The following is a 14,046-nucleotide window of genomic DNA, read 5'->3' as shown; positions in this document are numbered from 1 at the left end:
GAAAACCTTGCGACTCAACGTTTAAGCATTATCATTTTTCAGTGACGGCAGCTTAGAAACCAGACGCAGCGAAACGGTCAGGCCTTCCAGCTGATAGTGCGGACGCAGGAAGAATTTCGCGGCGTAATAGCCTGGATTATCCTCCTGCTCTTCCACATTCACCTCGGCAGCGGCCAGCGGCTTGCGGGATTTGGTCTCCTGCGAGGAGTTAGCCGGATCGCCATCGACGTAGTTCATCACCCAGTCGTTCAGCCAGCGTTCCATCTCGTCGCGCTCGCGGAAAGAGCCGATCTTGTCACGCACAATGCACTTCAGGTAATGCGCGAAGCGACAGCAGGCGAACAGGTAAGGCAGACGCGCCGCCAGACGGGCATTGGCGGTGGCATCGGCGTCGTGATACTCCATCGGCTTCTGCAGTGACTGGGCACCGATAAAGGCGGCGAAGTCAGAGTTTTTGCGATGCACAAGCGGCATAAAGCCGTTTTTCGCCAGTTCGGCTTCGCGACGATCGCTGATAGCGATTTCGGTCGGGCACTTCATGTCCACGCCGCCGTCATCGCTCGGGAAGGTGTGGCACGGCAGGTTTTCCACTGCACCGCCCGACTCCACGCCGCGGATCGCCGTACACCAGCCATACTCTTTAAATGAGCGGTTGATGTTGGCGGCCATGGCGTAGGCGGCATTGCTCCAGGTGTAGTTGCCGTGATCGGAACCGTCGGTCTGCTCTTCGAAATCGAAGCTGTCGACCGGGTTGGTACGAATGCCATAAGGCAGACGCGCCAGGAAACGCGGCATCACCAGGCCCAGATAGCGTGCATCTTCCGATTCACGCAGGCTGCGCCAGGCAGCATATTCAGTGTTCTGGAAGATCTTGGTCAGATCGCGTGGGTTCGCCAGCTCCTGCCAGGACTCCATCTGCATCACTTCCGGCGCGGTACCGGTAATGAACGGACAGTGCGCGGCCGAACCGATACGTGCCATCTCACCCAGCAGCTCAACGTCCTGCGGACTGTGATCGAAGTAGTAGTCACCCACCAGGCAGCCAAACGGTTCGCCGCCGAACTGACCATACTCCTGCTCATAAATCTTCTTGAACAGCGGGCTTTGATCCCAGCCAGCACCCTTATAACGCTTCAGAGTACGACCCAGCTCCTGCTTGGAGATGCTCATAAAGCGGATTTTCAGCATCTCGTCAGTTTCAGTGTTGTTCACCAGATAGCTCAGGCCGCGCCAGGCGCTTTCCAGCGACTGAAACTCCGGGTGGTGAATAATCTGGTTTACCTGCTGCGACAGCTTTTCGTCGATCTCCGCAATCAGCGCCTGAATGGTCCGATACGCATCGCTGGAGACGGTGACGGTGTTTTCCAGCGCCTGCTGCGCCAGAGTTTTCACCGCGCTTTCGACCGCCGCGCGCGCCTGATCGCTTTTTGGCCGGAACTCTTTATTCAGCAGCGCACTGAACTCATCCTGACTGAAACTGGCTGCGCCCTGCGACTGCGGTTGTTGTGAAGTCTGCGTCATGCCTGCGGCTCCTTACCTTCAGTGGCCTCATCCTGCTTTGGCAGATGGGTCAGGGCCTGCAACAGCGTAGGATCCTGCAGCACCTTACCAATCAGCTCTTCCGCACCGTTTTTGCCGTCCATATAGGTCAGCAGGTTCGCCAGCTGGGTACGCGCTTCCAGCAGCTTGCTCAGTGGCTCGACGTTACGGGCCACCGCATCCGGCGAAAAGTCATCCATGCTGTCAAAGGTGAGATCGATGTTCAGCTTGCCTTCGCCATTCAGGGTGTTGTCCACCTGGAACGCGGCGCGCGGCTTCAGCGCTTTCATGCGCTCATCGAAGTTGTCGATGTCGATCTCCAGGAATTTCCGTTCGTCGATGCCCGGCTGCGGCTCCAGCGGTTTACCCACCAGATCCGCCAGCACGCCCATCACAAACGGCAGCTGGATTTTGCGTTCCGCGCCATAAATTTCCACGTCATATTCAATCTGGACGCGAGGCGCGCGATTGCGGGCAATGAACTTCTGCCCACTGGATTTGCTTGTTGCCATGGTTTTCTCCATCAATGATGCGCGGATAATGTGTCACAGCAGGCGCGCAGGTCCCGCTGTGTGAGTGGGTCACGCCTGCTTAGTCGCGACGTCCGAAAATGGTTTCCAGCTGATGAACGCCATCGGGTGCCAGTTCGCGGATGATCTCCAGAAAGTCGCGCTCGATTAAGCGCTGTACCCGATCAATCATCAGCGGGGCCGGATGACTCGGCTCATGCTGGGTGAAGTACAGTTTCACTTTCTCCAGCATCAGCTGCGCGTCGGCGCGGGAACTGATCTGTACCGTGCGCCAGTCCGCTGCAGCGCGCGGGGCCGCTGCGACAGCCGCCGGTGCAGCGGCTTCTGCGGTCTGTTCCGCCGCTGCGGTGGGAATCAGCCGGCTGAGGTCCGTGGCCTGGCAGCGTTCGGCGATCAGTGCAATCTGTCGGCGCATCTGTATCAGTTCAGGCACTGCCGCCTCGCCCAGCCGTTCGGCGATGGTTTCGCAGATGGTCTGCAGCCGCTCATGAATCTGCAGCACCGCCTCAATGCCGGGCTGGTCGCCGCGTGCCAGTTCGTCGATCAGACGCGGCAGGCCGCCGGGATAATCCGCCACTTCGGTTTTGCTGCCATCACACAGGGCGGCAGCATCGCGCAGCGAGATGCCGTCGGACGGATAGCGCAGCAGCCAGCACTGACGCACCGCGCCGCTCAGGGAGGTCTTGTCACCCAGCAACGCCAGAGCATTGATACGGTAGAAGGGATCCTGTTCGCCGTACTCTTCCAGACGAGGCCACAGCGGCTCCCAGTAAAGCAGCAGCGCCTGTTCAATCAGCTTCAGACCCTGCGCATAGCCCGGCAACCCTTTCAGCTCCGTCCAGGCATGCGTCAGCGCCAGCATCACCCGCAAATCTTTGCTGCGGCCCAGTAAGGCTATTGCCAGCTTCTCAACTTTGTTCCAGTCGGCGGGTTCCGCGGGAATGATGGTATCGCCGAACTGCTGTTCCGCTTTGCCGGCACTGGCCTGCTCCATCGCCTGAAAATCGGCGTCGTACTCCAGGTTATCGCCGCCGGGATTCTCTTCACTGACCGGAGCCAGCAAGGCCTCTGTATTCATCGTCATGCGTGTCGCCTCAGGATTCAAACATCGGGGGATAAAGTCCGTTTCGTCCCGGCTTTGCCCCACCGGCCGGATCAAACAGCAATGAAAAGAGCTGAGCGGTGAAGTTACCGCTGTGGACCTGGGTATAAAGCGGGAAGCCGTCGCTTTGATTGGTCCACCAGAAACTGGTGTAAAACTGCGGGTCGAAGTTCTCGCCCGGCAGCGCCCAGTTCAGCGTCGAGGGCGTGTCGCCATGCCCGATGACGTTGAGAATATCTGATGACTCGCCCGCTTCCTGCGGCGGTTGCGGCTGCGGAATGCTGATCAGCGCCTGATCCAGTTGTTCCGGCGATCCGCCACCCTGCACCACCCGCAGCAGCGTATTGCCCACCTGCTGATACCACTCGCCGGAGCGGGCCAGCAGCGCGGGAGACCACTCGGCGGGGGTGAAGTGGCGCAGCGCGCAGAGCGGATAGTTACGCCCTACGCTGTCCCGTGCGGCGATCAGGCAGCCCATCTGGATCAGCTGACTGCCCAGCATCGGCGGCACCACAAAATTCCAGACCGGCGCGTTAAGGAACGGGCGCGACGGGGCGTTTTCACTCTCCTGGCTGCTCTGCCAGTGATGCAGGCCCACCTGAAACCAGCTGGACCATTGGCGATAGAGCACGTCAGGAAAGCGGCGCTTCACAAAGTCACCTGCGCTGGGCAATTTGCCGTACCAGCAGGGTGCAGCGTAATGAGTCATTGTCGGGTCCTGTTTCAGGGGCAGCTAAAGCCGGGAAGCTGGAACGGGTTACGAATGCTGCCAGGGGTGAACGACAGCGTGACCTGATGGCCCTCCACGCTGAACGTGGCTTCACGGGTCAGGCCGCCTGCAGCAGTAACCCGGGCGCGGTCAAAGAAACGATTGAGCGCCCAGGGGCCGCTGGTGACCAGCGTCGACGTGGTGCCGTTGGTCAGGCCCAGTTGCATCCGCACCTGGCTGGTGCCGCCAGGGCCGGGCCAGCTGACCATCTGCACGGCCTGCGGCCCGTGGCTGTAACGCAATTGCTGACCATCCACATCCAGCGTCAGGTTGAGGATGTCATTGTCCATTTTTACGGTGCGTAGCGTGACGCGGAAGCCTGGCGTGGTTGCGCCGTTGGCAAAGAACGCATCACGAATTGACTGCGCCTGCTGGAAAGGACGAAGCAGCGCTTCGCCACCCGGCAGCGTTTTGCCGTCAATACCTGGCGTAAAGCGCCACGATGCGTTGGTGGTGTCGACTTTGCTGGCCAGGTTGTCGCGGAAGAAGCTGTCCATCATGCCGCTGCCAGGCGCAAACATCCGGGCCAGGTCGTCAGGTGTCACTTCACTGCGCGCGGAGCGCACCAGCGGATAACGACCGGCGATCGCCTGACGACAGAAACTGCCCACCTCCATCGTGATACGTTTACGGACGTTATCCATGTCGCGGCGCTGTGCATCACTGCTGGCGCCGACCGCCATGCTGGAGACCATATTCTGTAGCGAACCGGGAAGTCTTCCGGCACTGGCCTGAAGACGACTGATCGCATCGCTGGCCGGTGGCGGCATTCCGCTGTTGGCGGCATCCTGCACCGCCGTGAGGTAGCGATAAAGGTCGTCAATCTGGTGCAGGAAGTCATCCACCGCCAGCACCTTGCTGCCCTGCTGCAGCGGCTGTGCCAGCTCAAGGATCGGCGCAAAGTGCACAGCAACGGCCTGTTCCGGAGAGACCTGCGTTGCCGCCTGTCCACGCGCAGCGCTCGCTTCAGGTGACGTAAACAGCGCTTCCAGAGTACGGGTGGCGCTGTTATCCGACGGTTTTGCTGCCTGCGCGGTTTTCTCATCGGGTTGCGCCCGGTTCAGCGTCAGCAGATTGCTGAGATTGATGACCAGCTGGCGCAGCGGCGAGTGATTGCCTGACAGCAGACGCGCGGTGTTGATACGTTGCGAAAGGTCGGCGCTGCTGTTGAGCTGGATATCACTCAGAAACTGCTCCCACTGGCGGATATAGTCCTGCACATAGAGCTGACGCACCGCGAGATCGGTCTGCTCACTTTTCTGTTGCGGCGCAGCACCGCCCAGTACCCAGAGATCGTCCTGATAAAGTGCCTGCGTTACCGGGGCAATCTGCTTATCGACATGCTGCCAGTAACCGTCCGGTGTATAGAGACCGGACACCCCGTCATTCACCGATTTACCGCTTTTGCGGGAAAACACCAGCTCGCTCTGAGGCCCGCCCAGCGACGCCAGCGTGACCGGTTGCAGGCTGTCATCCCGTTGCAGCAGGCGCTTCAGTCGTCCATAAACCCGCTGTGACAGCGGCATCTGATTAATCATTTCCTGCTCGCGCTTTACCAGTGCGTCATCCTTCGCGTAGGGCGACGAGTGGATCTGCGTTTCCAGCAGCTGTTGCAGATGCCACGCCAGCTGTTTTACCTGCTGCTGCGTGACGTTCTGCGGCAGCTCACGTGAGAGATTCAGCATCAGCCAGGCCTGCAGGAATTTGCCATCGTAGTGCTTCGGCTGATAGAGCATCTGATACGCCTTCAGCGCTTCATAGCTGTAGTCCGCATCGCTGCCAGTGTCATTACGCAGCCAGCGGGTGATGTTCTGTGCCACCTGCGGCAACAGCAGCTGTTTCAGTGCTTTGTCGTAAAGCGCGCGGGTTGCATCGCTGACCTCGGTGCCGCGATAAAGCCCCATGCGGCGCGTCAGCGGTGGAGACTCCAGCGAGAAGTCGGCGCTTTCTGGCAGGTGCAACAGGGTGTTGAGATAGGGCACCAGCGCAAAGAGATCGCCGTTGACCTGCTGCTGAAGCTGATTGCCCAGTTGCTCAACCTGTGGCCCTTTAGCAGCCATCTCCTGCAGGTAAGTTTTGTTCTTGCTGTAACTGGTAAGCCACAGTCCGCCCGCCACCAGTAGCAGCACCAGCAGCGCCAGATACCCCGACCACAATCCGGCGCGGTTGCGCAGTTCCCACCAGCGATTACTGCCCGCCAGGCCCGACTCCTGGAAAATCACATTTTCCAGCACTCCTTTCAGGAAGAAGCTCTGGCCTTTGTTCTGCGGAATTGGCGCGTCTTTATCAACCTGATCCCATCTGCCTGATTCGCCCGCCTGCTGGCCTGGCAGATTCAGCGCGCGGTTCAGCTCGCCCATCACCCGGTCAAACGGCAGTCCTTCCTGGGTGCCGCTGGCAAAATAGATGCCGCGTGGCGCGAACTGGGTTTCAAAATCGGAGCGGGCAAACAGCGTATCAAGTGCGTCTGCCAGCAATGGACGTAACGCCGCAAACTCCTGTGGGAAGAGATAACTTTCCGCCCGCGCCCGGGCGTCACTCTCCATCAGCAGACGGTCGGCCAGTCCGGCATCCAGTCGCTGTTGCAGCAGTGAATACTCCTGCTGGAACTGGCTGTTCAGCTCAAAATCGGCGGCAGATGCCTTCGCCCACGGAAAAGTGAACCCCCAGATTTGTTCGCGCTGGGCTTTGTCCAGTGAGCCGAAGTAGCTGCGGAAGCCTTTAAGCAGGTCAGCTTTGGTGACCAGCACATAGACCGGGAAACGGATGCCGAGACGATCGTGCAGCTCCATCAGACGCTGACGCAGCGCCAGCGCCTGGTTGCGCAGTGCCTCGGGCGACTGGCTCAGCAGATCGGAGACGCTCAGGGTGACGATGACACCGTTAATTGGCTGACGTCCGCGATATTTACGCAGCAGGTCGAGGAAATGATGCCATTCGCTGGCATCGCTATCCTGCTGACTCTCCTGGGTGCTGTAGCGCCCGGCGGTATCGAGAAGGACTGCATCATTGGTGAACCACCAGTCGCAGTTGCGGGTGCCGCCGATGCCGCGCAGCGCCGACTTGCCGAACTTGTCCGCCAGCGGAAACTGCAGGCCGGAGTTGACCAGCGCGGTGGTTTTACCGGCACCGGGTGCGCCGATGATCATGTACCACGGCAGCTGATAGAGATACTGGCGGCCAAAGCGCTGCGCCCAGAACGGCGTACCCTTGCTGCTGTGGCGCTGAAAATGCGCCTTTCTCAGCATCTCTGTGGCTTCAGAGAAGCGCCCTGCCAGCACCTGCTCTTCACTGGTCAGACGCTGACGATCTGCTTCCGGCGCATCGCTTTTGCCGGTTTCCAGACTCGACATCAGCTTGCGGTTGAGCCAGTAATTGTAAAGCCGTGGGATCGCCTGCCCCAGACCCCAGACCAGATAGAGCAGTGCGATACTGATCATCCGGTTCTGCTCTGGTTCAAGCGGCCGCGAATCAACGATAGAGAAGACCGGGCCAATGACCCAGATAATGAATGAGAGCGCGGTGATGCCGACGAAGCCCCACGCGAGGCGGCTGGTCAGCACCGCAAACAGAATATTCAGCATGGATCAGTTCCCTCTCGCCAGGCCGTTGAGTTCGGCATGCGTCGCATCCGGCGCCACCAGCAGTGTGATTTCAACGCGACGGTTACGTGCGCGATTTTCTGCGCTGTTGTTTGGCACCAGCGGATTGCTTTCGCCGCGCCCTTCCGCTTTCACCCGTGATGGATCTGCCAGTTGCTGTTGCAGCAGGGACTGCACCGACCGCGCGCGTGCCAGCGAAAGCTCAAAGTTGGAGCCGAAGCGCGCACTGCGGATCGGTACGTTATCGCTGTAACCAATCACCTGAATCTGGCCACTGACGTTGTTCATGGCGGCGGCAATGCGCTGGATCACGTCGACATAGCGTCCGCGCACGTCGGTGGCCGCCGAAGCAAACAACCCATCCCCTTTCAGAGTCACTACGCTGCGATCCGCTTCATCACGAACCGCCACCAGCCCGGCATCAATTTCCGGTTTCAGGAAACCGCGCAGGTCGAGCGTGGCGGGCGGTGGCGGCGCAGGGTTGCCGATCTTCACTTCCGGTAGCGCCGTCTGATAGATGCGGGCCAGCACCGGCGAGGTGTAATCGCCCAGACGCCAGTTGAGCACGATATAGAACAGGCAAGCCGCCAGTCCGGCGACTGCGGCGCAGGCCCAGAGCGGGATCATCGGTCGCCACAGCTTGCGCAGCACCGGTTGATCGGTGGGATGCGGTGACAGCGCCGTCGCGTAATTGCCGCGCACGCTTCTGATCATCTGCAGCAGACGCTGTTTGATGGTCTCCAGCTGCGAACGGCCATTGTCCAGCACCCGGTAGCGGCCTTCGAACCCCAGCAGCAGGCAGAAGTAGATCAGCTCCAGCATCAGAATGTGGCGTCTTGGGTTCTGCGACAGCTTGGCCAGTAGCTGGAAAAACTTCTCGCCACCCCAGGTTTCGTTGTGAAACGTCACCAGTAAACCGTTGCTGGTCCAGACGCCGCGGCTGCCCCACGGGGTCAGCGCCGCCGCCTCATCCAGCGCGGTACAAAGGCAGTAACGCGCGCCGATGATCACTTCGTAGCCGAGACCGGACTGCTGGCAGCTCAGCTCGAAGCGGCGAATCTGGTCAATCAGTTGCTGGCGCAGTTGCGCCGGATCGTCATGCGACACCGAATGGCGGATCTGTGGAATCGCGTTAATCAGGGGGTTAGCCGCCGCGACCAGCACATTCTGGTGGCTGGCATCGGGCGCAAGATCGCTGTGTGATTTTTGTTGTTCCTGCATCATGCTGCGTGCTCAGTTTATTATTCTGACTGACTGCGGATGGCCCAGAACTCCATGTTCAGGCCCGGAAACTCACCGGCAAGATGCAGCGCAAAAGCGCCCGAGCGCTCCATCTCTTTCCATAGCTCGCTGTTCTTATCCAGTTCGAAATAGCTGTATCCGGCATGCCACGGGATCTGCGGCGGCGCGCCAGGCATCGCCCGAAGTGCCAGGCCCGGTAGTTGCAGCTGCACCAGATCGCGGATTTTACTGACCGGAGCGACTTTCATCTGCGCCGGGAAATGGGTTTTTAGGGTATCAGCCGGCACGCTGGCTTTTACTGCCAGCACAAAGCCAAACTCATGCACCATGCTGCTTTCCGGTACAGTGGCGACGTTCAGGCCGTGCGAGCGCTGGGTCAGCGGCAGCTGAATCGCGCTCTCTTCCATGACCTGCGACAGTCCCTGCCGCAACAGCAGCGACAGACGGCTAAAGCAGCTGTGAAGATCGTCATGGTCATAAAGCGGCAGCGCATCAGGTGCGCGGGCGGGCGTCCAGGTGCTGAGTTCCGCCGCCAGTTGCAGCCAGTGGCTATAGAGCGTTTCAGGATGCAGTAACGGCAGATGTTGCAGATGGCTGTGCAGGCCAAGCTGACGATTGAGCAGCGCCAGCAGCATAAAATCGACCATATCAGCGCTGTTGAAGCGGCCGGTGCCCGGCGCTCGCTGACTCAGTTGCTGACTGCGCTGCTGGATCAGCCCGTACAGGTCGTTAAACATGTTTTGCAGTGGACGACTGCTGTTCAGGCCCAGCATCGGCGGGATGTAGTCGCTGTCGAGCCGGATGTGATTGTCGCTGCGTTTTTCAATCACCTGCGCCACGCCCATCGCAGTCCACTCGGCGGTAAGATCCTGCTCCAGCATCAGACGCAGGCGCAGCTTGCCGAATTGCACTGTGGCGCTGCCCACGGCCTGTGCGTTGTCATCTTCCACGTCCGCTTCCCAGGCAAGGTAGCGCGCCAGAGAGTCCTGCGACTCCTGGAAAGCGACGGCTTCGCGGCCATTGCGTCGGGCCGGTATCGCCAGCACGACCTTGCTGCGGTCAACAGAGGCCGGAAGGTCCAGCGGTGCCGGGCCATGCTGTGGCTGGCTGAAGGAGAAAAATGTGCCATCCGGCAGGCAGCCGCTGGCGGCGCTCAGCGCAAGTTTTCCCTGACGCAGCAACGCTTCATCAAACTCCAGATCGTAAAAGCCCCAGGTATAAGCGCGCTGTGACTGGCCCCACTCACGCAGGGTGCTGAGAAGATAATTTTCTGACTGCTGGAAATGATGGGGACGCAGGAACATCCCCTCGGTCCAGACCACTTTTTCGGCTCTGTTCATAGGCATCACTGTTTTTCCACGCGAAGGCCATTAATCCCCGCCACAATGCGCGCATTCAGCTCGCCATCGTTACGTTTCCAGAACGCCCAGAATGAGGGCGACGCATCTTCAGGCACCGGCAGCGACAGGCGCCAGACTTTGCCGTCCAGCGCCTGATATTCCGCCATGATGCCGATGAAGCGTGTCTCCGGCAGGCTCTTGATGCGCAGCGTTTTACTGCGCTGCTCGGGTGTCAGGAAGAACTGCTGGGTATTGAGTTGTGCGCTGCCCAGTACGGTGGCGGACTGGTTTTGCAGGGAGAAGAAGTCTGCTGACATGAACTCCGCATCGGAGCTCAGTAACAACACCCGGACTTTCAGCGGCGCACCGCCATTGAGCTGATTCTGTCCTTGCACGTCCAGGTTGTAATAAGCCACAGGCTGCTTACTGCTGCTACAGGCCGCCAGCAGCAACGCCAGCAGCACTATCAGCCCACCACGCAGTTGAGTTGTTCTCATCATCAAGCCCTCCCTGCTTTTTGCGATTAGTTAATGATCCAGGTTCCGTTGGTGCTGTTCTGACAGGCAGTGCTGTCACCATTCACCGCGACACAGGTTTTCTTCTTGCTGCTACTGCGCGCACGACGTTTAGGCTGATCGGCTTTAACTGTCTGATCGTAGAGATCGCTTTTCACCACGGCGCGAAACGGCACATAGCCCGTCAACGTAACTGTCGCCTGCGGCGTGGCAGATTGCGGTGCATCTTTCACGGTAGCCGTGCCGCTATCCGGTTTCGCTTCTGCAGCCTGGGCCGGTTCACCCAGCGCCAGCCAGTTGTTCTCCACCTGACCAATCACGGTATAGCTTTCACCGGTTTTCAGCGTCTCCACCACCTTGCCACCGTAGCCTGGCTGGCTCATCACCGAGCCAGGATAGAGCGCGCGGTAAGTCTCGTTAATCGGGCTGAACTGCGCGGGGGGTTTTACGGCATAACGGTGGCTGAGCGCTACGCCGTCCACCGTGCTGGTGACCAGTGTGTCATCGGTCATTTTTGGCGGTGTTTTACAACCCGCGAGAGAGAAAACAAACATCAGGCCTAGTGCAATGTGGAGCTTCGCCATTTTTTTCATGTTGTGTTCCATTCATATCCTGGAGAGAGGCCAAAGGCCGGTTGTGAGTGTTGAAAATTTAGAAACAGGGCTTGAAAGAAGCGCAATCAGGGCCATTGAGAATGATCATTCTTAAACGAACGGCGCAAAACTGTTGCGTAACCTTACAAAAAACGATCAGTTAAAGTTAAGTATGAAAAACCATCAGCGAAGGTATGAGCGGGAATGAAGAAGAATCTGACCTGGCAATAAACGATCAGAAACATGATCAATTTTTTCCCGGCAAATTTAAGCAGGCAGGCAAAACCCAAGTTTTACTAATGCCATCCCTGGTCGTAAAACCGACAAACTGAATACGATTTACATACACAACGCTATTCGCTTACGAAATAAAATGACTTAACACACCTGTTAACACATGAATTAAATGCTTAACTTTCATGTATTTATTATCATTATAAAATTTCATAGCTACCGCACGAGCCAGGTAGTCCCTGCCCGTGGGTCTGAAATTACGATCCATGTGTAAATATAAGCTGCGAGTTTACAGAAGATTGACAAAATTTCAACGGGCCTATTTCATTAGAATTTACTTAAGAAATAATTAACTAAATAAGTTAAGCCAAATATGTCGAGCTTTTAAGCACCCACTTAGGACAAATCTTAACAACATGCAAAAATATAAAGTATTTTTACAAATTAGTGTTTTCACCCCTGAAGCATCATTAAAGTAACTCATGTAAAAAGTGGTGCTGATTGCGGGTGACGGAAGCGTGGTGAGAAACGGCATCCTTCACTGAAGTGCCGTTAAAGCGGCAGGATTTATCTGTAAAGAGACAATTTATCAATGAGTTAATTGATTGAATGACAGCGTTGCCGTGAGTGAAGAAGGGAAAGGAATTAAGGCAGATAAGCGAAACGCTACACGGCCACACTCTGTGCGCAGCCAGGACTGATTAAGCGTTCTTTACAAAAATCTGACCGCTGATAAGTTTAAGTGTGTCAGCAGGTTACAAAGTCGGGACATAAAAAAACCACGCCTCAGCGTGGTTTAACGGTAACAAACGGAAAAATTATTTGGTCAGGTCGATCAGAAGAAGCCCAGCGGCTCGATGCTGTAACTGACCAGCAGGTTTTTGGTCTGCTGATAGTGGTCCAGCATCATTTTGTGCGTCTCGCGACCAATACCCGATTTTTTATACCCACCAAACGCGGCGTGTGCCGGATAGAGGTGGTAGCAGTTAGTCCAGACGCGACCGGCTTTAATCGCCCTGCCCACCCGATAAGCACGGTTGATATCTCGCGTCCAGACGCCCGCACCCAGCCCATAAATAGAGTCGTTAGCAATGCTGACCGCTTCCGCCTCATCCTTAAAAGTGGTGATGCCGATCACCGGTCCAAAGATCTCCTCCTGGAAAACCCGCATGCTGTTGTTGCCTTTCAGCAGGGTGGGCTGAATGTAGTAACCGCTGTTAAGTTCATCATCCAGCTTCTCAACACCGCCACCCACCAGTACTTCGGCACCCTCCTGACGGGCAACCTCAAGGTAAGAGAGAATTTTATCAAACTGCTGCTGTGACGCCTGCGCGCCCACCATGGTCTCGGTGTCCAGCGGATCGCCCCGTTTAATGGTTTTTACCCGCTTCATTACGGCGGCCATAAACGGTTCGTAGATGGACTCCTGCACCAGTGCACGTGACGGACAGGTACAGATTTCGCCCTGATTCAGGAAGCCCAGCACCACGCCTTCAGCGGCTTTCTCAATAAAGCTCTCTTCCGCCTGCATGATGTCTTCAAAGAAGATGTTGGGTGATTTGCCCCCCAGTTCGACCGTTGAGGGAATCAGGCTTTTCGCTGCCAGTTCCAGAATGTGACCCCCGGTGGCGGTAGAGCCGGTAAAGGCCACCTTAGCAATGCCGGAGTGAGAAGCCAGCGCTTCGCCTGCCTCTTTACCAAAGCCGTGCACCACGTTCAGCACGCCTGGCGGCAGCAGGTCTTTAATCAGATCGACAAAAACGGTGATCGACAGCGGCGTCTGTTCTGCCGGTTTAAGTACAACGCAGTTACCTGCGCCCAGCGCCGGCGCCAGTTTCCAGGCCGCCATTAACAACGGGAAGTTCCAGGGGATAATTTGCGCCACCACGCCCAGCGGCTCGTGGAAATGGTAGGCAGCGGTGAACTCATCAATCTCTGCCGCACTGCCTTCCTGCGCCCGCACACAACCGGCAAAGTAGCGGAAGTGATCGACCGCCAGCGGCATATCCGCCGCCAGCGTTTCGCGTACCGGTTTCCCGTTGTCCCAGGTTTCATAGACCGCCATGGTCTCCAGATGCTGTTCCAGCCGATCGGCGATCTTCAGTAACAGCAGAGAACGTTGTTGTGGCGATGTCTTTCCCCAGGCGTCAGCCGCCGCAGCCGCAGCGGCGACGGCGTTATCAACATCGGCGGCATCTGAGCGGGGAAACTCACCGGCCGCAGAGCCGTTCACTGGCGAAGTATTGGTGAAGTAGTTGCCGTTCACCGGCGCGACGAATTCACCATTAATGAAGTTGCCATAATTCTTTTGTAATGTGATCAGAGAACCCTGTTCTCCGGGGGCGGCGTAACGCATGGTCATTCTCCTGACAGGTGACTGATGTAACAATGATGAAACTTATTATTAACATGAAGCATCATTGAGAGCCTGTCAGGTCTGTTATCCGGAAACTGTGACCGCCCCGAAGGAATAGGCGTTTCCGCTTCGTCTTTAGATAATTCCGACTTTTACCCAAACGGCTGTTCAAAGAGAAACTTCTGCGGCACAAAGAGGGTCAACCTGAGGATAAATTCATTCTG

General features: G+C 57.5%; 10 protein-coding genes. All 10 read right to left on the bottom strand.

Annotation, left to right across the window (positions count from 1 at the left end; all coding sequences use genetic code 11):
- Window positions 1-21: 21 nt before the first annotated feature.
- The 10 genes from tssC to NP77_RS17960 all read right to left on the bottom strand — a co-directional run bounded on the left by tssC (window position 22) and on the right by NP77_RS17960 (window position 13,822).
- Window positions 22-1,521, bottom strand: coding sequence for a type VI secretion system contractile sheath large subunit (gene tssC / locus NP77_RS18005; protein WP_003853307.1), 1,500 nt, complete (start codon window positions 1,519-1,521; stop codon window positions 22-24).
- The gene (gene tssB, locus NP77_RS18000; RefSeq protein ID WP_008925979.1) at window positions 1,518-2,051 is read right to left on the bottom strand and encodes a type VI secretion system contractile sheath small subunit; all 534 of its coding nucleotides are present in this window, start codon (window positions 2,049-2,051) and stop codon (window positions 1,518-1,520) included. Before tssB ends, tssC begins: the two co-directional genes overlap by 4 nt.
- 79 nt (window positions 2,052-2,130) lie before the next feature.
- The gene (gene tssA, locus NP77_RS17995; protein ID WP_039661098.1) at window positions 2,131-3,147 is read right to left on the bottom strand and encodes a type VI secretion system protein TssA; all 1,017 of its coding nucleotides are present in this window, start codon (window positions 3,145-3,147) and stop codon (window positions 2,131-2,133) included.
- Window positions 3,148-3,163: 16 nt separating this feature from the next.
- Complete coding sequence (gene tagF / locus NP77_RS17990; RefSeq protein ID WP_003853313.1) at window positions 3,164-3,880, bottom strand: type VI secretion system-associated protein TagF; 717 nt, start codon at window positions 3,878-3,880, stop codon at window positions 3,164-3,166.
- A 14-nt stretch (window positions 3,881-3,894) separates the two neighbouring features.
- Window positions 3,895-7,524, bottom strand: a complete 3,630-nt coding sequence (tssM, locus tag NP77_RS17985) for a type VI secretion system membrane subunit TssM (RefSeq protein ID WP_039661063.1) — start codon at window positions 7,522-7,524, stop codon at window positions 3,895-3,897.
- 3 nt (window positions 7,525-7,527) lie between these two features.
- Window positions 7,528-8,766, bottom strand: coding sequence for a DotU family type VI secretion system protein (locus tag NP77_RS17980; RefSeq protein WP_003853319.1), 1,239 nt, complete (start codon window positions 8,764-8,766; stop codon window positions 7,528-7,530).
- A gap of 17 nt (window positions 8,767-8,783) precedes the next feature.
- Entirely contained in the window at window positions 8,784-10,124 is a 1,341-nt protein-coding gene (gene tssK, locus NP77_RS17975; RefSeq protein WP_039661097.1) for a type VI secretion system baseplate subunit TssK, read from the bottom strand.
- A gap of 5 nt (window positions 10,125-10,129) precedes the next feature.
- Complete coding sequence (gene tssJ / locus NP77_RS17970) at window positions 10,130-10,624, bottom strand: type VI secretion system lipoprotein TssJ (RefSeq protein ID WP_003853323.1); 495 nt, start codon at window positions 10,622-10,624, stop codon at window positions 10,130-10,132.
- Between the two features lie 23 nt (window positions 10,625-10,647).
- Window positions 10,648-11,244 carry a hypothetical protein gene (locus NP77_RS17965; protein WP_003853326.1) on the bottom strand — a complete coding sequence of 199 codons (597 nt, stop codon included), beginning with the start codon at window positions 11,242-11,244 and terminating at the stop codon, window positions 10,648-10,650.
- A gap of 1,057 nt (window positions 11,245-12,301) precedes the next feature.
- Window positions 12,302-13,822 carry an aldehyde dehydrogenase family protein gene (locus NP77_RS17960; protein WP_003853329.1) on the bottom strand — a complete coding sequence of 507 codons (1,521 nt, stop codon included), beginning with the start codon at window positions 13,820-13,822 and terminating at the stop codon, window positions 12,302-12,304.
- Window positions 13,823-14,046 lie beyond the last annotated feature (224 nt).

Origin of the sequence: Pantoea sp. MBLJ3, assembly GCF_000816655.1 — a bacterium.
Classification (GTDB): domain Bacteria; phylum Pseudomonadota; class Gammaproteobacteria; order Enterobacterales; family Enterobacteriaceae; genus Pantoea; species Pantoea eucalypti.
This window is presented reverse-complemented; position numbering and strand designations above follow the sequence as displayed.

Coding starts and splice junctions, on each gene's coding strand:
- NP77_RS17960 (WP_003853329.1), bottom strand. CDS start 13,822: ATGCGTTACGCCGCCCCCGGAGAACAGGGTTCTCTGATCACATTACAA.
- tssK (WP_039661097.1), bottom strand. CDS start 10,124: ATGAACAGAGCCGAAAAAGTGGTCTGGACCGAGGGGATGTTCCTGCGT.
- tagF (WP_003853313.1), bottom strand. CDS start 3,880: ATGACTCATTACGCTGCACCCTGCTGGTACGGCAAATTGCCCAGCGCA.
- tssC (WP_003853307.1), bottom strand. CDS start 1,521: ATGACGCAGACTTCACAACAACCGCAGTCGCAGGGCGCAGCCAGTTTC.
- NP77_RS17980 (WP_003853319.1), bottom strand. CDS start 8,766: ATGATGCAGGAACAACAAAAATCACACAGCGATCTTGCGCCCGATGCC.
- tssM (WP_039661063.1), bottom strand. CDS start 7,524: ATGCTGAATATTCTGTTTGCGGTGCTGACCAGCCGCCTCGCGTGGGGC.
- NP77_RS17965 (WP_003853326.1), bottom strand. CDS start 11,244: ATGGAACACAACATGAAAAAAATGGCGAAGCTCCACATTGCACTAGGC.
- tssA (WP_039661098.1), bottom strand. CDS start 3,147: ATGAATACAGAGGCCTTGCTGGCTCCGGTCAGTGAAGAGAATCCCGGC.
- tssB (WP_008925979.1), bottom strand. CDS start 2,051: ATGGCAACAAGCAAATCCAGTGGGCAGAAGTTCATTGCCCGCAATCGC.
- tssJ (WP_003853323.1), bottom strand. CDS start 10,624: ATGATGAGAACAACTCAACTGCGTGGTGGGCTGATAGTGCTGCTGGCG.